This is a genomic window from Geodermatophilus sp. DSM 44513 (assembly GCF_032460525.1).
Taxonomy (GTDB): Bacteria; Actinomycetota; Actinomycetes; order Mycobacteriales; family Geodermatophilaceae; genus Geodermatophilus.
The window spans coordinates 736,188-755,056 of record NZ_CP135963.1; the positions used below are offsets into that span (position 1 = coordinate 736,188).

The 18,869-nt window shown below is 75.9% G+C and carries 20 protein-coding genes; 9 read left to right on the forward strand and 11 right to left on the reverse strand.

Annotated features, from left to right (window positions below; translation table 11 throughout):
- Positions 1-80: 80 nt before the first annotated feature.
- From sepH to RTG05_RS03450, 3 genes are all read right to left on the reverse strand, one after another.
- Positions 81-1,004: a septation protein SepH gene (sepH, locus tag RTG05_RS03440; protein ID WP_166527469.1), complete on the reverse strand. Its 924-nt coding sequence runs from the start codon at positions 1,002-1,004 to the stop codon at positions 81-83.
- 202 nt (positions 1,005-1,206) lie between these two features.
- Positions 1,207-2,319, reverse strand: a complete 1,113-nt coding sequence (serC, locus tag RTG05_RS03445) for a phosphoserine transaminase (RefSeq protein WP_166527470.1) — start codon at positions 2,317-2,319, stop codon at positions 1,207-1,209.
- A 95-nt stretch (positions 2,320-2,414) separates the two neighbouring features.
- Positions 2,415-3,542: a citrate synthase 2 gene (locus tag RTG05_RS03450; RefSeq protein WP_166527471.1), complete on the reverse strand. Its 1,128-nt coding sequence runs from the start codon at positions 3,540-3,542 to the stop codon at positions 2,415-2,417.
- Positions 3,543-3,689: 147 nt separating this feature from the next.
- Between RTG05_RS03450 and pdxH the strand changes: the two genes are divergently transcribed.
- Positions 3,690-4,346, forward strand: a complete 657-nt coding sequence (gene pdxH, locus RTG05_RS03455) for a pyridoxamine 5'-phosphate oxidase (protein ID WP_166527472.1) — start codon at positions 3,690-3,692, stop codon at positions 4,344-4,346.
- A 73-nt stretch (positions 4,347-4,419) separates the two neighbouring features.
- Positions 4,420-5,748, forward strand: a complete 1,329-nt coding sequence (locus RTG05_RS03460) for an MFS transporter (RefSeq protein WP_166527473.1) — start codon at positions 4,420-4,422, stop codon at positions 5,746-5,748.
- 68 nt (positions 5,749-5,816) lie between these two features.
- Here the strand turns inward: RTG05_RS03460 and RTG05_RS03465 are convergent, their stop codons facing one another.
- Entirely contained in the window at positions 5,817-6,254 is a 438-nt protein-coding gene (locus tag RTG05_RS03465) for an organic hydroperoxide resistance protein (RefSeq protein ID WP_166527474.1), read from the reverse strand.
- Between the two features lie 44 nt (positions 6,255-6,298).
- Complete coding sequence (locus RTG05_RS03470; RefSeq protein ID WP_166527475.1) at positions 6,299-6,973, reverse strand: UdgX family uracil-DNA binding protein; 675 nt, start codon at positions 6,971-6,973, stop codon at positions 6,299-6,301.
- A gap of 131 nt (positions 6,974-7,104) precedes the next feature.
- Between RTG05_RS03470 and RTG05_RS03475 the strand changes: the two genes are divergently transcribed.
- The 3 genes from RTG05_RS03475 (at position 7,105) to RTG05_RS03485 (ending at position 10,142) form a co-directional block, all read left to right on the forward strand.
- Positions 7,105-8,016, forward strand: coding sequence for an ABC transporter ATP-binding protein (locus tag RTG05_RS03475; RefSeq protein WP_166527476.1), 912 nt, complete (start codon positions 7,105-7,107; stop codon positions 8,014-8,016).
- Positions 8,013-9,203: an ABC transporter permease gene (locus RTG05_RS03480; RefSeq protein ID WP_166527477.1), complete on the forward strand. Its 1,191-nt coding sequence runs from the start codon at positions 8,013-8,015 to the stop codon at positions 9,201-9,203. The genes RTG05_RS03475 and RTG05_RS03480 overlap by 4 nt, the downstream gene beginning before the upstream one ends.
- Before the next feature lie 81 nt (positions 9,204-9,284).
- The gene (locus tag RTG05_RS03485) at positions 9,285-10,142 is read left to right on the forward strand and encodes a tetratricopeptide repeat protein (RefSeq protein ID WP_166527478.1); all 858 of its coding nucleotides are present in this window, start codon (positions 9,285-9,287) and stop codon (positions 10,140-10,142) included.
- A gap of 117 nt (positions 10,143-10,259) precedes the next feature.
- Here the strand turns inward: RTG05_RS03485 and RTG05_RS03490 are convergent, their stop codons facing one another.
- On the reverse strand, positions 10,260-11,192 hold the full coding sequence (locus RTG05_RS03490) for an SMP-30/gluconolactonase/LRE family protein (protein WP_166527479.1): 933 nt from the start codon (positions 11,190-11,192) through the stop codon (positions 10,260-10,262).
- A gap of 67 nt (positions 11,193-11,259) precedes the next feature.
- Between RTG05_RS03490 and RTG05_RS03495 the strand changes: the two genes are divergently transcribed.
- Complete coding sequence (locus RTG05_RS03495; RefSeq protein ID WP_315912285.1) at positions 11,260-12,342, forward strand: inositol monophosphatase family protein; 1,083 nt, start codon at positions 11,260-11,262, stop codon at positions 12,340-12,342.
- Here RTG05_RS03495 and RTG05_RS03500 read toward each other — a convergent pair whose 3' ends face one another.
- Complete coding sequence (locus tag RTG05_RS03500; protein ID WP_315912286.1) at positions 12,343-13,764, reverse strand: FAD-dependent oxidoreductase; 1,422 nt, start codon at positions 13,762-13,764, stop codon at positions 12,343-12,345. It lies immediately after the preceding gene.
- A 69-nt stretch (positions 13,765-13,833) separates the two neighbouring features.
- On the opposite strand from RTG05_RS03500, the gene RTG05_RS03505 reads away from it, so the two are divergent.
- Complete coding sequence (locus tag RTG05_RS03505) at positions 13,834-14,142, forward strand: putative quinol monooxygenase (protein ID WP_166527482.1); 309 nt, start codon at positions 13,834-13,836, stop codon at positions 14,140-14,142.
- Between the two features lies 1 nt (position 14,143).
- Here RTG05_RS03505 and RTG05_RS03510 read toward each other — a convergent pair whose 3' ends face one another.
- From RTG05_RS03510 to RTG05_RS03520, 3 genes are read right to left on the reverse strand one after another with little or no spacing between them, the layout of a single operon-like run.
- Positions 14,144-14,953 carry an Fpg/Nei family DNA glycosylase gene (locus RTG05_RS03510; RefSeq protein WP_166527483.1) on the reverse strand — a complete coding sequence of 270 codons (810 nt, stop codon included), beginning with the start codon at positions 14,951-14,953 and terminating at the stop codon, positions 14,144-14,146.
- Entirely contained in the window at positions 14,946-16,313 is a 1,368-nt protein-coding gene (locus RTG05_RS03515; RefSeq protein WP_166527484.1) for a cryptochrome/photolyase family protein, read from the reverse strand. The genes RTG05_RS03510 and RTG05_RS03515 overlap by 8 nt, the downstream gene beginning before the upstream one ends.
- Positions 16,314-16,350: 37 nt before the next feature.
- Complete coding sequence (locus tag RTG05_RS03520; RefSeq protein WP_166527485.1) at positions 16,351-16,671, reverse strand: GNAT family N-acetyltransferase; 321 nt, start codon at positions 16,669-16,671, stop codon at positions 16,351-16,353.
- A 145-nt stretch (positions 16,672-16,816) separates the two neighbouring features.
- Between RTG05_RS03520 and RTG05_RS03525 the strand changes: the two genes are divergently transcribed.
- The gene (locus RTG05_RS03525; protein WP_166527486.1) at positions 16,817-16,990 is read left to right on the forward strand and encodes a DUF4236 domain-containing protein; all 174 of its coding nucleotides are present in this window, start codon (positions 16,817-16,819) and stop codon (positions 16,988-16,990) included.
- A 4-nt stretch (positions 16,991-16,994) separates the two neighbouring features.
- Here the strand turns inward: RTG05_RS03525 and RTG05_RS03530 are convergent, their stop codons facing one another.
- Positions 16,995-17,291 (reverse strand): hypothetical protein, encoded by a 297-nt coding sequence (locus tag RTG05_RS03530; protein ID WP_166527487.1) that lies wholly within the window; start codon positions 17,289-17,291, stop codon positions 16,995-16,997.
- A gap of 150 nt (positions 17,292-17,441) precedes the next feature.
- On the opposite strand from RTG05_RS03530, the gene RTG05_RS03535 reads away from it, so the two are divergent.
- Positions 17,442-18,860, forward strand: a complete 1,419-nt coding sequence (locus RTG05_RS03535; RefSeq protein WP_208104770.1) for a hypothetical protein — start codon at positions 17,442-17,444, stop codon at positions 18,858-18,860.
- The last annotated feature ends 9 nt before the right edge of the window (positions 18,861-18,869 follow it).

The window sequence follows — 18,869 nt, forward strand, 5'->3', positions numbered from 1 at the left end:
GACGTGAGATCACCCGATGGGGAGCGCGGAGCACGAGGGAGCCGCAGGCGACCCGCAAGGACGGCGCAAGACGGCCCGGCTCAGCGGTGCCGGCGGACCCCGAACACGATGTCCTCCCACGCCGGGATGCGGGCGCGGGGGTCCTCGTCGTCGTCCCCGCCCGGGCGGCCGAGGACGACGGTGTCGTGCTCGCTGACGTCCTCGTCGTCCGCGGCGGGGCCGGGGCCGGTGTCCCCGCGCCGGGTCCCGGACCCGTCCCCGGGCGGCACCGGTCGCCCGCCGTCGGGGTCGTCCCCGGTCCGCGCCAGCCGCGAGGAGGCCGGGGCGGGCGCGTCGTCGTCGGGGACGACGGCGACCGGTCGGCTGCGCACCGGCGCGGGCCGCTCGACGGGCACGTGCGGGACCACCCGCACCAGGCGGGTGCCCTCGGCGAAGTCGGTGGTGGAGGCGTCGACCGGTGCCACGGTGCGCGCGGCGAGGTCGTAGGCCCAGCGGCTGACGCCGTTCTTCGCCCCGGCCTGCCAGGCGGCGGTGACGTGCCAGATGCCGTCACCGGCCCGGTGGGCGTCCCAGCGGACGGCGTCGAGGTCGGCGCCGAGCAGCCGCAGCCGCTCGGACATGAACTGCTGCAACGGGACGGCGGGGGCACCGTCGGACAGCCGCACCCGCGCCTCCCGGGCCTGCTCGGCCACCCGCTCGCGCTCCTGCAGCACCGGGTGGGCGAAGCGCAGGATCCGCTCGACGCGGATGCCGGAGGCCTGCGCGACCTGCTCGGGGGTCTCCCCGGCGCGGATGCGGGCCTGGATCACCCGCGGCGGCAGGGTCACGCCGATCTCCACGTCGATCTGGCCCAGCCGGCGGGCGTCGCCGCGCGCGGCGGCGCGGACCCGCTCGTCGACCGGCAGCTCGAAGCGCTCGTCCTCCTCGCCGGGCTCGGCGCCGTCGAGGGCCAGGACCAGGTGCTGCCCGTCGTCGGAGAGGCCCACGAGGCGCAGCGTGCGCATGGGCGCCTCCTGGTGCGTGGACGGGTCGGTGCGGCGCGGACCGGCCCTGGGACACCGGTGCCCGTGCACCGAGGCTATCGGCGTGGCCGCGGGGGCGTGGTCAGGCTGGCCCGGCGTGGCGCGGGGCCCGCCCGGCGGCTGCAGCCGGCGCACCGTGCGGGACCGCGCGTGACGCAGGCGGGTGGGCGCAGGCCCACGGCGCCTACAGCCGCTCGACCACGAAGTCGATGCAGGCGGTCAGCGCGCTGACGTCCTCGGGGTCGACGGCCGGGAAGGTACCCACCCGCAGCTGGTTGCGGCCCAGCTTGCGGTAGGGCTCGACGTCGACGACCCCGTGGGCGCGCAGCACCCGGGCCACCTCGGCGGCGTCCACGGAGGCGTCGAAGTCGATCGTGCCCACCACGTAGGAGCGGTGGTCGCGGTCGGCGACGAAGGGCGTCGCGAACGCGGACTGCTCGGCCCACCCGTAGAGCCGGCCGGCGGACTCCTGGGTGCGCGCGACCGCCCCGGACAGCCCGCCCAGGGACAGCAGCCAGCGCACCTGGTCGGCCAGCAGGAACAGCGTGGCGACCGCCGGGGTGTTGTAGGTCTGGTCCTTGGCGGAGTTGTCGACGGCGATGGAGAGGTCCAGGAAGCCGGGGACCCAGCGGCCGGAGGACTTGATCTCCGCGATCCGGTCGAGGGCGTCGCGGGACATCAGCGCCACCCACAGCCCGCCGTCGGAGGCGAAGCACTTCTGCGGGGCGAAGTAGTAGACGTCGGTCTGCGAGACGTCGACCGGCAGGCCGCCCGCGCCGCTGGTGGCGTCGACGAGCACCAGCGCGTTGTCGGTGCCGGCCGGCCGCTGCACCGGGGCCATGACGCCGGTGGAGGTCTCGTTGTGCGCCCAGGCGTAGACGTCGACGCCGTCGGTGGCCGTGGGCAGGGCCAGCGAGCCGGGCTCGGCCCGGGCGACCACCGGGTCGGCCAGGAACGGCGCCTCGGCCACGCCGGAGGCGAACTTCGCGGAGAACTCCCCGTAGCTGCCGTGGGCGCTGCGCTCGCGGACCAGCCCGATGGTGGCGGCGTCCCAGAAGGCCGTCGTCCCGCCGTTGCCCAGGACGACCTCGTAGCCGTCGGGCAGGTCGAACAGCTCGGTCAGGCCCTCCCGGACCTGGCGGACCAGGCCCTTGACCGGGGCCTGCCGGTGCGAGGTCCCCATCAGCGTGGCGCCGCTGGCGGCCAGCGCCTGCAGCGCCTCGGGGCGCACCTTCGACGGGCCGCAGCCGAACCGGCCGTCCGCCGGCAACATCTCGGCGGGGACGGTGATGCTCATCCGGAAAGTGCCTCTCGGGGTGACGTACTGGGACCGGCCACCCTTCAGGGGCCCTCCGCCTGAGCCTGCGAGGCGTGGGGGGAAGGGTGGTCCTCTTAGGGTGCGACCTCGGTGACGGCCTTGGTGGTGATGGTGTCGAAGCCCTCGACGTCCTCGGGCCGGCGCGGGTCCGGGCCGGTGTAGCGGGCCGCCGGGCGCACCAGGCGGCCGGTGTTCTTCTGCTCGAGGATGTGCGCGCACCAGCCGGCGGTGCGGGCGCAGGTGAACATCGAGGTGAACATGTGGCTGGGTACCTCGGCGAAGTCCAGGACGATCGCCGCCCAGAACTCCACGTTGGTCTCGATCGGCCGGTCCGGACGCCGCTCCCGCAGCTCCGCGAGCGCCGCCTGCTCCAGCGCGAGCGCCGCCTCGAAGCGCGGCGCGCCGAGCTCCTCGGCGGCGCGGCGCAGCACGCGGGCGCGCGGGTCCTCGGCGCGGTAGACGCGGTGGCCGAAGCCCATCAGCCGGTCGCCGCGGTCGAGCAGGCCCTTGACGTAGGTCTCGGCGTTCCCGCTCTCCTCGACGCCGTCGAGCATGTGCAGCACCCGGGAGGGGGCGCCGCCGTGCAGCGGGCCGGACATCGCGCCGATCGCGCCGGACATGGCGGCGGCGACGTCGGCGCCGGTGGAGGCGATGACGCGGGCGGTGAAGGTGGAGGCGTTCATGCCGTGCTCGGCGGCCGACGTCCAGTAGGCGTCGACGGCGGCGACGTGGCGGGGGTCGGGCTCGCCGCGCCAGCGGACCATGAAGCGCTCGACGATGGTCGCGGCCTCGTCGACGCGGGACTGCGGCACGGCCGGGACGCCGATGCCCCGGGCGGACTGCGCCACGTAGGACAGCGCCATCACCGCGGCGCGGGCCAGCTGGTCGCGGGCCTCCTCGGCGGAGATGTCCAGCAGCGGGCGGTAGCCCCACACCGGGGCGAGCATCGCCAGGGCGGCCTGGACGTCGACGCGCACGTCACCGCTGTGCACGGGGATCGGGAACGGCTCGGCCGGCGGCAGGCCGGGCCCGAACTTCCCGTCGACCAGCAGGGCCCACACGTTGCCGAAGGTGACCGTGCCGACTAGGTCCTCGATGTCCACGCCGCGGTAGCGGAGGGAGCCGCCGTCCTTGTCGGGCTCGGCGATCTCGGTCTCGAAGGCGATGACGCCCTCGAGGCCGGGGACGAAGTCGTCGGCCATCTCGCATGCTCCTCTGCGCGCGGGACCCGCCCGCGGCGGTGGACCGGGGCGACTGCGGTTGCGACCCTAGGCGCACCCGGCGCGCCCGGGTCACCCGGGGCGGCGGCCCGGCGTGCGGCGCCGGTCCGGTGCGCGCCGGGTGGGACCATGGCCGTCGTGCCCGACCTCTCCCGCATGCGCAGGGACTACTCGACCCGGGGGCTGCGCGAGGAGGACCTCGCCCCCACCTGGGTGGAGCAGTTCGACCGCTGGTTCGCCGACGCGGTCGCCGCCGAGCTGCCGGAGCCGAACGCGGTCGTCGTCGCCACCGCCGACGCGGACGGGGCACCGGACGCGCGGATCGTGCTGGTGAAGGGCTACGACGAGGCGGGCTTCGTCTTCGTCAGCAACTCCGCGTCGGCCAAGGGCGCCCAGCTGGCGGCCAACCCGCGCGCCGCACTGGTCTTCCCGTGGCACGCCCTGCAGCGCCAAGTGCGGGTGACCGGCCGGGTGGAGTGGGTGGGTGAGCGCGCCTCCGACGACCTGTGGGAGCCCCGGCCGCGCGGTGCCAAGCTGGCCGCCGCCGCCTCGGTCCAGTCCACGCCGGTCGACTCGCGCGAGGAGCTGGTCGACCGGCTGCGCCGGCTGGACGCGGAGACGGCGGGGGAGGAGCTGCCGCGCCCGCCGGCGTGGGGCGGCTACCGGGTGGTGCCGGACGCCGTGGAGTTCTGGCAGGGCGGCGCCGACCGGCTGCACGACCGGCTGAGGTTCGTCCGCGGGGACGGGGAGGGCGGGGCCTGGTCGGTCCAGCGGCTCGCCCCGTGAGGGCGCCGCGCGCGTGCACGCACCGCGCCCCGGAGCCGGGCCGGACGACGACGCGTGCACACCCGGTGGGCCGGTGACCTCCCCGGTCGACCCGGTGGAGGGCGGCGGCCCGGTCGAGCAGCCGGTGCCACCCGCCGCGCCCCGCCGCGGCTGGGCGATCGACACCACGCCGCTGCGGAACCCGCACTTCCGCCGGCTGTTCTGGGGCGTGGCGGCCACGATGCTCGGCCAGCAGATGACGCTGGTCGCCGTCCCCTACCAGGTCTACGCGCTCACCGGCTCGTCGCTCATGGTCGGGGTCACCTCGGTGGTGGCGCTGGTGCCGCTGGTCGTCTTCGGCCTGCTCGGCGGGGCGATCGCCGACGCGATGGACCGCCGGCGCCTCCTGCTGGTCACCGGGGTCGGCTCGGCGGTGACCGCCGTCCTGTTGGCCGGCCAGGCGCTGCTGCCCGGCGGCGGGCACCTGGCGCTGCTGTGGGTGCTGACCGCGGCGATGTCCGGGCTGGTCGCGGTCAACCAGCCAACCCGCAGTGCGGTCATCCCCGCGATCGTCGGTGACGCGGGCGTCCCGGCGGCCAACGCGCTGGCCATGACCGTGCGCCAGGTGGGCGTCATCGCGGGCCCGCTGCTGGCCGGCCTGCTCATCGCCCTCGGCGGCCTGCCGGTGACCTACGCCCTCGACGCCCTGGGGTTCCTGGTCGCCGTCTGGCTGCTGCGCGGGCTGCCGCCGCTGCCCCCGGGACGGGCGGCCGGGCCGCTGCGGCTGGGGGCCGCGGTGCGCGGCGTGGGCGAGGGCTTCGCCTTCCTGCGCACCCAGCCGGTGCTGCTGATGACCTTCGTCGTCGACGTGGTCGCGATGCTGTTCGCCTGGCCGCAGGCGGTCTTCCCCGAGCTCGCCCAGGGCCGCTTCGCCGGCTCGCCCGCCGCCCTGGGCTGGCTGTTCGCCGGCATCTCGATCGGCGCGCTGCTCATGGGGCTGACCTCCGGCTGGGTGTCCCGGGTGGACCGCCAGGGCGCGGTGGTCATGGCCGCCATCGCGGTGTGGGGTGTGGCGGTCGTCGGGTTCGGGCTGGCACCCACGCTGTGGCTGGCCGTCCTGTGCCTGGCCGTGGCCGGCGCCGGGGACATGGTCAGCGCGGTGCTGCGCTCCTCGATGCTGCAGCTGGCCGCGCCGGAGGAGATGCGCGGCCGGATGCAGGGCGTCTTCCTCGTCGTGGTCGCCGGCGGCCCGCGGCTGGGTGACCTGCGCGCCGGTGCGGTGGCCAGCGCCGCCGGGGTCACCGTGGCGATGGTGTCCGGTGGCGTGCTGGTGGTCGCCGCGATGGTCGTCGTCGCGCTGGCCGTGCCGTCGTTCTGGGCCTTCCGCGCCTCCCGGTCCGCCCAGCCCTCTGCCCGCGGCTGAGCGGGCCCCCGCGGCCCCGTCCAGAGGCTCGTCCCGAGCGTGCGAGGGCTGAGGGGGACGGGGTCCTTCTACGAGGACGTCGGGACGACGTGCAGCCCGACCTCGACGTTGCCCGCGGTGGCCCGCGAGTACGGGCAGACGGTGTGCGTCTTCTCCATCAGCTGCCGGGCCTGCTCCTCGTCCAGCTGCGGCAGCCGGGCGGAGAGGTCCACGGCCAGCCCGAAGTCGCCCGGCTCGCCCCGCAGGAAGTGCACCGCGGCGGTGACCGACGAGCCCTCCAGCGCCGACGGGGGTAGCCCCAGCTCCTTGAGCCCGAAGCGCATGGCGCTGTGGAAGCACGCGGCGTAGCCGGCGGCGAACAGCTGCTCGGGGTTGGTGCCCGGGCCGCCGTCCCCGCCCATCTCCTCAGGGCGGGACAGCTGGAGCTCCAGCCGGCCGTCGGAGGAGGCGACGTCGCCGGTGCGGGCGCCGCTGGCGGTGGCCTCGGCGGTGTAGACGCGGTCCATGCCACCGTCCTACCCGGTGCGCCCGGTCCGCGCCGTCCGACCGCTCAGGCCAGGGCGTGGGCGACCACCTTCAGGTCGGCGACGAGCGCGTCGTAGGCGGCCGGTCGGGTCTCGTCCGGCGTCCGCAGGATGGCCGAGGGGTGCGTGGTGGCCAGCATCCAGGTCTGGTGCGGGGCGTCCTCGTCGACGTCGGCCGCGGCGAACAGCGTGTCCGCGCCCGGCGGGGTCCAGGGCAGTAGCTGGCCGCGCTCCTTGGTGATGCGGAACGACGGGGAGATCAGCGCCTTGGCCGCGGTGGCGCCGAGGCAGACGACGACCTCCGGCTGCAGGACGGCGAACTCCGCCTCCAGCCACGGGCGGCAGGCGCGCAGGTGCTCGGGCCCGGGCGTCTGGTGCAGCCGCCGCTTGGGCGTCGGGGTGAACCGGAAGTGCTTGACCGCGTTGGTGATGTAGGCGTCGCCGCGCTGGATGCCGGCGTCCCCGAGCGCCCGGTCCAGCAGCCGGCCGGCCGGGCCGACGAACGGCTCGCCCTTGCGGTCCTCCTGGTCACCGGGTTGCTCGCCGACGAACACGACGCGGGCGGTCTCCGGCCCCTCGCCGAAGACGGTCTGGGTGGCCGGCTCCCACAGCTCGCAGGCCCGGCAGCCGGCCGCGGCGGTGCGCAGCCCGTCCAGTCCCACCCCGGTCGGCGGCTGCGCCGGTACGTTCTCCTGGCTCATGACCCTGATGAGACACCGGACGCGGCCGGTCCGCAGATCAGACTGTGGTGACCACAGCCGGCGCGCGCGGGGATCGCCGGGCGCCGTGCCCGCTAGCGTCGGCGCCCGGTCCACGTCCGGAGGGAGCGCGCGTGCTGGAGTTCGACGGGCTGTCCAAGAGCTACGGGCCCGACCGGGTGCTCGACGGCGTCTCCTTCACCGTCGCACCGGGGGTGATGTTCGGCTTCTGCGGCGCCAACGGGGCCGGCAAGACCACCACGATGCGGATCGCCATGGGCCTGGCCCGCGCCGACACCGGCGAGGTCCGCTGGCGGGGGCGACCGCTGGACCAGGCGCTGCGCCGGCGGATCGGCTACATGCCCGAGGAGCGCGGCCTCTACCCGAAGATGCGCGTCGCCGAGCAGCTGACCTACCTGGCCCGGCTGCACGGCCTGGACGCCGCACCGGCCGCCCGCGCCGCTGACCACTGGGCCGGGCGCCTGGGGCTCGGCGAGCGCCGCCGCGACCCGGTGGAGAAGCTCTCCCTGGGCAACCAGCAGCGGGTGCAGCTGGCCGCGGCACTCGTCGGCCGGCCCGAGGTGCTCATCCTCGACGAGCCGTTCTCCGGCCTGGACCCGGTGGGCGTCGACGCGCTCGCCGAGGCGCTGCTCGAGCAGGTCCGCGACGGCGTCCCGGTGGTCTTCTCCAGCCACCAGCTGGACCTCGTCGAGCGGCTCTGCGACGCCGTCGGCATCCTCGCCCGCGGCACCATGGTCGCCACCGGCCCGGTGGCCGAGCTGCGCCGCCGCGAGGACGGTGGGCTGCTGCGCGTGGTCGTCCCCGACGCGCCCGCGGGCTGGGCGGCCGGGCTGCCCGGCGTCCGGGTGGTGTCCGAGCACGCCGGTGACACCCTGCTCGAGCTCGGCGCCGGCGGGGACGACCAGGCGGTGTTGGCCGCGGCGCTGCGCACCGGCCGGGTCACCCACTTCGCCCGGCGCGAGCCGACGCTGGTCGAGCTGTTCCGCGAGGCCGTCGCCACCCCGGGCCGGGAGGTCGCCACGTGACCGCCCCCCGGCCCGTCGACCCCGGCAGCGCCGCGCTGGTGCGGCTGGTGGCCGCGCGCGAGGTGTCCAGCCGCATCCGCGACCGCAACTTCATCGTCAGCTCCGTCGTGATCGTCGTCCTGCTGCTGGGGCTCATGGCCTTCCAGGTGGCGGTGGACACCGGGTCGGAGACCGCCCGGCTGGCCGTCGTGGCCGACGACGGGCGGCTCGGGCCGGCCGTGGCGGCCCAGGCCGGCTCGGTCGGCCTGGACGTGGAGCTCGTCGACCTGCCCGACGAGGCGGCGGCGCGGGCCGCGGTGGCGGCCGAGGAGGTCGACGGCGCCCTGCTCGACGGCGCCGGCCCCACCCCGGAGCTGCTGCTCGGCGGCCGGGACGCGACGCTGGAGGCGCTGGTCTCCGGGGCGGTCAGCGCCGTTGCGGTCTCCGACCGGCTGCTGGCGGCCGGGGTGGAGCTGCCGGCCCTGCCCGAGGTGGCGGTGACGACGCTCGACGGGTCGGCCGACGACGGGCAGCAGGTGGTCGTGGCGGTCATCGGCGTCGTCGTGCTCTACGGCCTGCTCATCCTGTTCGCCCAGTTCGTCGCCCAGGGCGTCGTCGAGGAGAAGGCCAGCCGGGTGGTGGAGCTGCTGCTGGCCACCATGCGGCCCTGGCAGCTGCTGGCCGGCAAGGTCCTCGGCCTCGGGCTGCTCGGCCTGGGGCAGATCGTGGTCATCGGCGTGGTGGGCGTGACCGCGGCGCTGGCGCTGGACCTCGTCGACGTCCCCGGGGAGCTGGTCGGCACGGTGGCCACCGTGGTCGCCTGGTTCGTGCTGGGCTACGCCTTCTACGCCTGCGTCTTCGCCGTCGCCGCCTCGCTGGTCAGCCGGCAGGAGGACCTCGGCAGCGTGCTCACGCCGGCGTCCATGCTGCTCGTCGGAGGCTTCGTGGTCGCCATCCAGGCGGCCGGGGACCCCGGCGGCACGCTGGCCACGGTCACCTCCTACGTGCCGGGCCTCTCGCCGCTGGTCATGCCGGTGCGCCAGGCGGCCGGGGAGGCGGCGCCGTGGCAGGTGCTGGTGGCCGTCGTCCTCATGCTCGTGACGATCGTGCTGATCCTCCGCGTCGGCGGGCGGGTGTACTCCGGGGCGCTGCTGCGCACCAGCGGGCGGACCCGCATCCGCGAGGCCCTGCGCGCCGAACGGGCGTGACCCGCGCGGGCACCGCCTCCGACGGGTGAGAGTCGCCGGTCGGGGGACGACGGCGTCCGCGACCCCGGCGATGATCACGGCATGCGGGAGGACCTCGACGGGCGCCTCCGGCGGCTGCGCGCCTGCCGGGATGCCGACGCCGTCATCGAGCTGGGCTGCGACCTGGCCGATGCCGGCCGGCACCGCGACGCCGAGCGGTGCTTCCGCCGGGCGGCCGAGCTGGGGGACGCCCTGGGCTGGTTCAACCTGGGCAACTCGCTGGCCGAACGCGGCCGGGTCGCCGACGCGGTGGACGCCTACGAGCGCGCCCTGGCCGGGGGTGAGCACGACGCCTGGCTGAACCTGGGCGTGGTGCTCGAGGGGCTCGGCGACCGGGCCGGCGCGATGCGCGCCTACCGCGGGGCCGTCGCGGCCGGCGACAGCCAGGGCCGGATGCACCTGGCGTTCCTGCTGCACGAGCAGGGCGAGCACGAGCAGGCCCTGGAGGTGGTGGTGGAGCTGGCGGCGACGGGGGACGACGTCGCGGCCGCCGTGGCCGCCTGCTGGCGGTGGGCCGCCTCGCACGACACCTCGCTGGAGGCCGACCTGCGCGCCGGGGCGCACCGCTACCCCGGCGCCCGGGTGGCGCTGGCCTCCCTGCTGCGGGTCACCGACCGGGTCGGGGAGGCCCGCGCCACCCTCGAGCGCGGCGCCAAGCTGGGTGAGGCCCAGGCCTGGCTGCCGCTGGGCAACTTCTACGCCGAGGAGCTGCGCGACGAGGAGGCGGCCGAGGAGGCCTACCGCGCCGGCATCGCCGCCGGCGACGGCTACTGCCACCACAACCTGGCCGTGCTGCTGGCCGACCGCGGCGACTACGACGGGGCGGTCGAGCACTTCCGGCTCGGCGCGGCCGACGGCGACGACCTGGCCGCGGAGGCCCTGCGCGAGCTCGGCGGTTGATGGAAGGACCCCCGTCCTCCCCACCCTTCGCACGCTCAGGGCGGGACCCTGGACGGGGGCCGTTCCAGCACGTCACCGGGCTCGCGGTGGGGCCCTGCAGGGAGGCCGTTCCATCCCTCAGTGCTGGACGATCTCCGTCAGTGGGCCGCGGTAGGGGCGGGCCGGCGGGCCGGTCACCCCTGGGCGGGCGGTGAACAGCCGGCCGGCGTCGGGCTGCGCGGCCCGGGCGGCGTCGTCCAGCCCCTCCGCCGAGGTGCTGACCACCAGCAGGTCGCGGCCCGGCCCGGCGAACGCGCAGCTGGACGTCTGCGTCACCCCGGGCACCTCCACCACGGCGAGCAGCTCGCCGTCGGGTGACCAGCGGCGCACCTGCCCGCCACCCCACAGCGCCGTCCAGAGGCAGCCCTCGTCGTCGACGGTGAGCCCGTCGGCCACGCCGTCGTCCCCGGCGAACTCCAGCAGCACCCGGCCGCCGCTGAACGCGCCGGTGTCCGGGTCGTACGCGAACGCGTGCACCACGCCGGGGCCGGAGTCGGCGAGGTAGACGGTGCGCCCGTCCGGTGACCAGTCGACGCCGTTGGAGACGGTGAGCCCGTCGAGCACGGTGGTCACGGTGCCGTCGAGGTCCAGCCGGTACAGCGTGCCGGCACCCGGGCGCTCGTCGAAGGCCATCGTCCCGGCGAGGAACCGCCCGGCGGGGTCGCAGGCGGCGTCGTTCATCCGCGTCCCGCCGCTGTCCGGGCTGCCGCCCTCCCCGGCCAGGGTGACCAGCACCCGGGCGGTGCCGTCGGCGGCGAGGTGGGTGAAGCCGCCGTCCGCGGCCAGCAGCCACCCGCCGTCCGCCGCCGGGACGACGGCGCCGACGGTGTCCCCGCCGCGGTGCACCCCCGTCTCGGTGAGGCCCCCGCCGGCGCCGACCGCGGCCCGCCGGACCTGCCCCGCGGCGATGTCCACCCACAGCAGCTCCGCGCGCCCGGCGTCCCAGGTCGGGCCCTCGCCGTGCCGGGCGGGCGGCAGGCCGGGCACGGGCGTGGCGCGGAGTCGGTGCACCCCCGCATCGTCCCGGCGCGCCCGGCCCGACGCGCGCCGGGCGGGCCCGCACCCGATGCTCGTCCCCATGGGTGTGGAGCCGGACGACCTCCGGGTGGCCCGGGGTTCCGACGACGTGCAGGCCGCGGCACGGGCGCTCGGCGTCGCGCCGGGCGCGCTGGCCACCACGCTCACCGACCCGGGGCTGCGCCTGCTCGTCGGCGACGGCGGTGGCGTCGCCCTGCTGCGCCGCGGGTGGGCCGCCGACGGGCACGCCGAGGCGGTGCTGGTCGCGCGGCGCGACGTCCGCACCACGCACCCCGCCGTCACCGCCACCGCGGCCGGCTGGGGGTGCGAGCGGGTGCGCGACGGCCTGCGCGACGACGTCTCGCCCGTCGCCGCACCGCCGGACGACGCCCCGACGGCCGAGCGCTTCCTGCACCTGGCCGCGCTCGCGGCCACCCGGGTCGAGGTGGCCGTCGCGCTGGCCCGCGACACCGGCCGGGACACCACGAAGTCCGACGGCAGCCCGTCGCTGGGCGCCGACGAGGCCGCGCACCTGGCTGCGGCGCACGCGCTGCGCCCGCTGGGGGTGACCGTGCTCAGCGAGGAGCGCTCCGACCGTCCGGTCTCCGGTGACGAGCCGTGGGTGGTGCTCGACCCGCTCGACGGCACCGGCAACTTCCGCGCGGGGCTGGCGCCCTGGGCGTTCTCCGCGGCGCTCGTGCAGGGCGGCCGCGCGGTCGCCGGGCTGGTCGCCGACCTGTCGTCGGGCCGCCGGTGGTCCGGGGCGCTGGGCGTGGGGGCCCGCCGGGACGGGGTGCCGGTCCGGCCGCGGGACGCCGGCACCGTCGTGGCCCCGACCGCGCCGTCGGGGTCGGCCGTCCAGGTGCCGCGGACCGCGCGCCGGGTGCGGGTGACCGGCTGCACCGCCGTCGACGTCTGCCTGGTCGCCGACGGCGCCGCCGGTGCCTGGCAGAACCTGGACCGCAGCGGCACCCACGTGCACGACGTCGCCGGCGGGCTGGCCCTGCTGGCTGCCGCCGGCGGGGTGGCCCTCGACCGGGACGGGCAGCCGCTGGAGCTGAGCCCGGACACCGAGACGCTGATCCGCTTCGTCGCCGCCGGCACCGAGGAACGCGCCCGGGAACTGCTGCGCGAGCTGGCCTGATCAGCGGGTGCGGGCGGCGGCCGCCTTCACCGCGGCCAGCAGGGTGTCCCACTCGTGCAGCGTGGTGCGGGCCCGGCCGCGGGTGGCGCCGAGCGCGGTCTCGGCGGCGTCGATGGCCCGCCAGTCCTCCAGCAGCACCGGGTCGGCGCCGCGGGCGCGCAGGGCGTCCACCAGGTCGTCGTCCGGGCTGGCGTCCGCGCTGCCGCGGGGGCGGACCACGCCGGCGGTGACGTCGGCCAGCAGGGTGGTCACCGTCTCCCGGGCGTCGTGCTTGTTGGTGCCCACGACCCCGGTGGGCCCGCGCTTGATCCACCCGGCCACGTACTCGCCGGGCGCGGGCTGCCCGCCGCGCAGCACCCGGCCGAGGTCGTTGGGCACCGTGCCGCGGTGCGGGTCCAGCGGCAGCTCGGGCAGCTCCCCGCCCCGGTAGCCGACCGAGCGGACGACCAGGTCGGCCGGCAGCACCGCCGTCTCCCCGGTGCCGGAGGCGCGGCCGTCGGCGTCGACCGCGGTGCGCTCCACCTCCACGCCGGTCACCCGGTCCTCGCCGAGCAGGCGCACCGGGCGGGTGAAGAAGCGCAGCGTCAGCGCCGTCCGGCCCGGGCGGGGCCGGTGGCCGGCCCACTCGCGCAGCACCGCCAGATTGCGCGACACCACCCGGTCGGCGGCCGCCCGCTCCTCGGCGGCGGCGTCCAGCTCGAGGTCGGCCGGGTCGACCAGCACGTCGGCACCGGCCAGCTCGGCCAGCTCGCGCAGCTCCTGGGTGGTGAAGGTGGCCTGCGCCGGGCCGCGGCGGCCGAGCACGGTGACCGCCTCGACCGGCGCGGCGGCGAGGGCGTCCAGCACGTGCTGGGGCATGTCGGTGGGCTCGAGCTCCTCCGGCGTGCGGGCGAGCACGCGGGCGACGTCGAGCGCGACGTTGCCGACGCCGACGACGACCACCGACCGGGCCCGGGCCAGCGCCGCCTCGACGCCTGCCCGGTCGGCGTCGGGGTGGCCGGTGTACCAGGCGACCAGCTCGGTGGCGGCCAGGCTGCCGGGCAGCTCCTCGCCGGGGACGCCGAGCCGGCGGTCCAGCGCGGCGCCGTAGGTGTAGACGACGGCGTCGACGGCCGCGTGCAGGTCGCGGCAGGAGATGTCCCGGCCGATCTCGACGTTGCCGACGAAGCGCACCGCGGGGTGGTCCAGCGCCCGGTGCAGGGTGTCGCGGATGGCGCGCATCTTCGGGTGGTCGGGGGCGATGCCGTGCCGGACCAGGCCGAACGGGGTGGGCAGCCGGTCGACCAGGTCGACGGCGACCGGCACCTCCTGCTGGCGGGTCAGCGCCTCGGCGGTGTAGATGCCCGCCGGGCCGGCCCCCACGACGGCCACCCGCAGCCGGGCGCCGGGGGGCGGGGGACCGGTCTCGTCGTCGGCCGTCACGCCACGCATCCTGACCCGCGCGGGTGGGCAAGCACCAGGTTCACCGACCCCGTCCCCAGGAGGCAGCCCGTGTCCGTCGTCGTCATCGCCACCATCGCGCCGGAGTCCGAGCACGCCGACGCCGTCCGCGAGGCGCTGCTCGCCTCCGTCCCGGCCGTCCACGGCGAGCGCGGCTGCCTGCTGTACGCGCTGCACGAGGCCGAGGACGCGCTGGTCGTGGTGGAGCGGTGGGAGGACGCCGCGGCGCGGCAGGAGCACCTGGAGGGGGACGCCTTCGCCGAGCTGGGCCGGCAGCTGGAGGGGCGGATGACCCGGCCGGCCGAGCTGCGGGTGCTCACCCCCCTCCCGGCGGGGGAGGACGCGAAGGGCGTCCTGTGACTCAACCGGCCTGGCAGACCGGGCACCAGAAGAGGTTGCGGGCCACCATCACCTGCGTCTGCACCGGCGTGCCGCACAGCCGGCAGGGCAGGCCGGTGCGGCGGTACACGTAGTGCGCGTCCTCCCGCCGGACGGCGCCGCCGCGGCGGCCGCGGTGCTCCGGGCGGGTGGTGACGATGCGGCCCAGCCGGGCGCCGGAGCGCATGAGCACCACCAGGTCGGCCCACATGGCCGCCCACGTGCCGGCGTCCACGTCGCGCCCCGGGCGGAACGGCGAGACGCCGTGCCGGAACAGGATCTCGGCGCGGTAGACGTTGCCGACCCCGGCCAGCACCGACTGGTCCATCAGCAGCGCGCCGACCGCGGTGCGGCTGGCGGCGATCCGCCGGTGGGCCACCGTGCCGTCGGCGCGCGGGCGCAGCGGGTCCGGGCCCAGCCGGTCGAGGATGCGGTCGACCTCCGGGACGGTGAGCACCTCGCAGGCGGTGGCCCCGCGCAGGTCGGTCCACACGCCCAGGCCGTCGGGACCCGCGCCCTCCCAGCGCATCCGCAGCGCCCCGCGCGGCGGCGGGGGGTGGCCGGTGCCGGCGGTGTACTTCCCGTAGAGGCCCAGGTGCACGTGCAGGGTGTCGGCGCCGAAGCAGGCGAACAGGTGCTTGCCGTGGGAGGTCACCTCCTCGAGCACCCGGCCGTCGAGCAGCGCCGCGCCGGCGGCGAAGCGGCCCTGCGGGCTGGTCACGTGCACCGGGCGGCCGGCGAAGGCCAGCGACTGGTCCCGGGCCAGCCGGAACAGGGTGTGTCCCTCAGGCACGACCGCGGACCTCTTCGTACCGCTCCAGCGCCACCCGGCGCTCCTCGGCGTGGTCGACGACCGGCAGCGGGTACCCGTCGGGGACGCCGCCGGGCGCCGTCCACGGCTCGTGCAGGTACCGCGCCGGGACGTCGCGCAGTTCGGGCACCCAGCGGCGCACGTAGTCACCGGCCGGGTCGAACTCCTTGCCCTGCCGGGTGGGGTTGAAGACGCGGTAGTAGGGGGAGGCGTCGGTGCCGGTGCCGGCGACCCACTGCCAACCGTGGTTGTTGCTGGCCAGGTCGCCGTCGACGAGGTGGGCCATGAAGTGGCGGGCGCCGCGCCGCCAGTCCACGTGCAGGTCCTTGACGAGGAACGAGGCGACGATCATGCGCACCCGGTTGTGCACGTAGGCCTCGCCGGCCATCTGGCGCATCCCGGCGTCGACGATCGGGTAGCCGGTGCGGCCCTGTGCCCAGGCGGTGAAGCGCTCGTCGGCCTCCGGGCCGGTGTCGTAGGCCATCGCGTGCATCCGCTGGTCCAGCGGCTCGCGGGCGGACTCCGGGCGGTGCCACAGGACGTCGGCGTAGAAGTCCCGCCAGGCCAGCTCGTTGCGGAAGCGGTCGGCGGACTCGGAGTCCACGCCGGCCAGGTCGGCCAGCAGCGTGCGCGGGTGCACGCAGCCGTACTTCAGGTAGGCCGACAGCCGGCTGGTGCCGTCGGTGCCCGGGGTGTTGCGGGTGGTCGTGTACCCCTCCAGCCGCTCGGCGCGGAAGCGCCCCCAGGCGTCGAGCGCGGCGGCCTCCCCGGCCGGGGGCAGCACGACGCCGTCGAGGCCGGGGACCTCCGGCGGCGCCTCGGAGGGGACGCCGGTGGCCCACGGGACCGACGCCGGCCGCGGCGCCGGGTCCCGCCAACCGTGCTGCTGCCAGGCGCGGGCGAAGGGGGAGAAGACGCGGAACGGCGTCCCGTCGGACTTGGTGACCCGGCCCGGTGTCACCGCGTACGGGGAGCCGGTGCGCACCAGGGGCACGTCGCCGAGGGCCCGCTCGACGGCGGCGTCGCGGTCCCGGCCGTAGACGCCGGTGTCGGCCGAGGCGTGCACGCTCACCGCGCCGACCTCCCGGGCGAGGTCGGGCAGCACCCGCACCGGGTCGCCGTGCCGCAGCACCAGGGCGCCGCCGGCCTGCCCGTCGAGGTCGGCGAGGCAGTCGAGGAGGAACTGGCGCCGCGGCAGGCCGGCGGGACCCCACAGCCGGGGGTCGAAGACGAAGACCGGGACGACGGCACCGCCGCGTCCGGCGGCCGCGACCGCCTCCAGCAGGGCGGGGTGGTCGCCCAGCCTCAGGTCGCGACGGAACCAGAGCAGCGCGGTGGGCACCCCCGCGAGGGTAGGCAGCGCCGCGCGGCCCCGCCCGTCAGTGGTCGGCCGTCGCCAGGCCGAACTGCGCCCGGTCGGCCTCGGCCACCAGGTCGAGGAACTCGGGGTGCTGCTCGATGTGGTGGCGGACGAAGGAGCAGTAGGGCAGCACGGTCAGCCCCCGCTCGCGGGCGGCGGTGAGCACGCCCGTCACCAGGCGGGAGCCGTACCCGCGGCCGCCGACGGAGGGGTCGACCTCGGTGTGCGGCAGTGCCATGGTGCCGTCCTGCACGTGGTAGCTGGCCAGGCCCACGACCCGGTCGCCGAGGCGGATCTCGAAGCGTCCACGTTCTGGGACGTCGACCACGCTCGTGTCCATGCTGGGTCCCTCCGCTCGTCCCCGGCGCCGTTGCCGGGCTCGACCTGCGTGCTGAGACGGTAACGCCTCGCAGCCCCCGAGTGTGCCGCCGGCGGGGGATGTCGCCCCGCTGAGGGAACCCTGCTCGGCTGGGTAGGAGACGGGCATGCCCTTCTCCTTCCGCCTCACCAAGCGCCTCGGCCCGCTGCACCTGCACCTCGGCCGCCGCGGCATCTCGCACAGCCTCCACGCCGGTCCGGTGGGCTACAGCCCCCGCGGGCGCCGCTGGTCGGTCCGGCTGCCCGGCCCGTTCCGCTACGTGTTCTCGCGGCGCCGCTGACCGGTCACGGACGGGGGTTCGTGCGGGTCCAGCCGCGGTCGTCCCGCCGCCGGCCCAACGCCGCGGCGCAGCGGCGGCACACGTCCTGCACCTCCTCGGCGTGCCGGCCGGACTCCGGCTGCACGTCGGCCCAGGAGACGTGCGGGAAGCGGGTCAGCCGCGACCTGTGCAGCGACAGTCCGCACACGGTCTCGTTGCGCCCGCGCTCCCACCCGTGCACCTCCCCGGCGGGGTAGCGGACGCCGTCCTCGGGATCGACCCACTGCCCGGCGGCCGCGACCGCCGCGTTGCGCACTGCCATGGTCCGCCAGGTACCCGTCCGGCCTCGGAGTTGCAGCGCGGCGCCGCTCCTGATGCAGCGGGATTGCCCGACACGGCCCGGAACTCTCCGTATCCGTTTGGTTGCTGGTTAGGGTCGCCGGGACGACGGGTGGTGCGAGGGGGCGCGAGCATGACCGAGGAGAGCTGGCACGAGGCGCGGTTGATCCCGACATCGGGCATCAGTGGCTCGGAGGAACAAGAACGTCGCGCCACTTCTGCGCTGCTCGCCGTGTTGACCGCTGTCCGAGAGTTCGGTCGTGCTGTGACGCAACCTCTCGGGGCGCCAGCCGGGACCGTGCAGGCGTTCATCGAGGTCCCGTTCACCTTGGGCGACAAGCGCGTGTACCCCGACGGGTTGATCCGGGTGTCGCGGGGGCAGCGGACGTGGACCGCCCTCGTCGAAGTGAAGACGGGCAACAACGAGCTGAGCGTCGAGCAATTGGAGAACTACCTGGACGTCGCCCGAGATCACGGGTTTGACGCGCTGTTGACGATCAGCAACGAGATTCCTCCGGCAGCGGGACAGCATCCGACGAAGGTCGACAAGCGCAAATTGCGCAAGGTCGCACTGCACCATCTGCCGTGGAACCACATCTTGGCGCAGGCGGTGGTGCAGAAGGAGCACCGAGGAGTCGCTGATCCCGACCAGGCGTGGATCCTGGGCGAGTTGATCCGTTACCTGGAGCACCCGCGATCCGGGGCCCTCGAGTTCGAGGACATGGGAGGTTCTTGGGTTGCGGTCCGGGATGCCGTCAAGACAGGGACGCTTCGCGCCTCCGACAAGGGGGCGGCCGAGGTCGCTGCTCGCTTCGACGCCCTGCTTCGTTACGTGTCCCTACGTCTCGGCCGCACGCTTGGCACGGAGGTCGTCCCTGCCGTGACGCGGAAGGAGGTGGCCGAGCCGGCGTTGCGGACGTCTGCACTGGTGGACGGCCTCACCAAGGAGGGGCGCCTCTCCGGTGCCATCCGCATCCCGAATGCCGTCGCACCCCTCAACATCGAGCTCGACCTGCGATCCGGCTGCGTGACCTGCCTCGTGGAGATCGACGCGCCGAGGGAAGGACGACCGACCACGAGGATCAACTGGCTGGTGCGTCAGCTGAAGACCGCACCTGAGTCGTTGAGAGTCGAGGCATTCGCGGCTCATGCGCGTGGGCTGAGCACTGCGAGCCTGCTCAAGGAGGTCCGCGAAGACCCGGCGGTTCTCGTGCAGGACCCGAAGCGCGACCTGCGAAGCTTCCGCATCGCCGTCACGACTCCACTCGGGCCGAAGAGAGGGCGAGGTCGCGGGGGTGCCATCGACTCGGTCATCGACGCGGTCGACACCTTCTACGCGGAAGTGATCCAGCACCTCAAGGCATGGACTGCAGCGCCCCCCAAGATGCGTGAGGTCGCAGGGCTACCGGAAGCCGACGCGGCGCTGATCAGTACCGCGCTGTCGTCGCAGGACGGGATCGATGCGGTCGAGAGCCGTGCGGCAGCGGCCGAAGAGGCCTCTGGTCTGCTGGACGACGTGAACTCGACGATGCCTGAGGCGAGCGAGACGTGATCGCCACGT

Excerpts from the sequence above, each read along its gene's own strand:
- RTG05_RS03450 (WP_166527471.1), bottom strand. The coding sequence starts at position 3,542 with ATGGCCGACGACTTCGTCCCCGGCCTCGAGGGCGTCATCGCCTTCGAG.
- RTG05_RS03520 (WP_166527485.1), bottom strand. The coding sequence starts at position 16,671 with ATGGACACGAGCGTGGTCGACGTCCCAGAACGTGGACGCTTCGAGATC.
- pdxH (WP_166527472.1), top strand. The coding sequence starts at position 3,690 with ATGGCCGTCGTGCCCGACCTCTCCCGCATGCGCAGGGACTACTCGACC.
- RTG05_RS03535 (WP_208104770.1), top strand. The coding sequence starts at position 17,442 with ATGACCGAGGAGAGCTGGCACGAGGCGCGGTTGATCCCGACATCGGGC.
- serC (WP_166527470.1), bottom strand. The coding sequence starts at position 2,319 with ATGAGCATCACCGTCCCCGCCGAGATGTTGCCGGCGGACGGCCGGTTC.
- RTG05_RS03525 (WP_166527486.1), top strand. The coding sequence starts at position 16,817 with ATGCCCTTCTCCTTCCGCCTCACCAAGCGCCTCGGCCCGCTGCACCTG.
- sepH (WP_166527469.1), bottom strand. The coding sequence starts at position 1,004 with ATGCGCACGCTGCGCCTCGTGGGCCTCTCCGACGACGGGCAGCACCTG.
- RTG05_RS03465 (WP_166527474.1), bottom strand. The coding sequence starts at position 6,254 with ATGGACCGCGTCTACACCGCCGAGGCCACCGCCAGCGGCGCCCGCACC.
- RTG05_RS03530 (WP_166527487.1), bottom strand. The coding sequence starts at position 17,291 with ATGGCAGTGCGCAACGCGGCGGTCGCGGCCGCCGGGCAGTGGGTCGAT.
- RTG05_RS03470 (WP_166527475.1), bottom strand. The coding sequence starts at position 6,973 with ATGAGCCAGGAGAACGTACCGGCGCAGCCGCCGACCGGGGTGGGACTG.
- RTG05_RS03485 (WP_166527478.1), top strand. The coding sequence starts at position 9,285 with ATGCGGGAGGACCTCGACGGGCGCCTCCGGCGGCTGCGCGCCTGCCGG.
- RTG05_RS03495 (WP_315912285.1), top strand. The coding sequence starts at position 11,260 with ATGGGTGTGGAGCCGGACGACCTCCGGGTGGCCCGGGGTTCCGACGAC.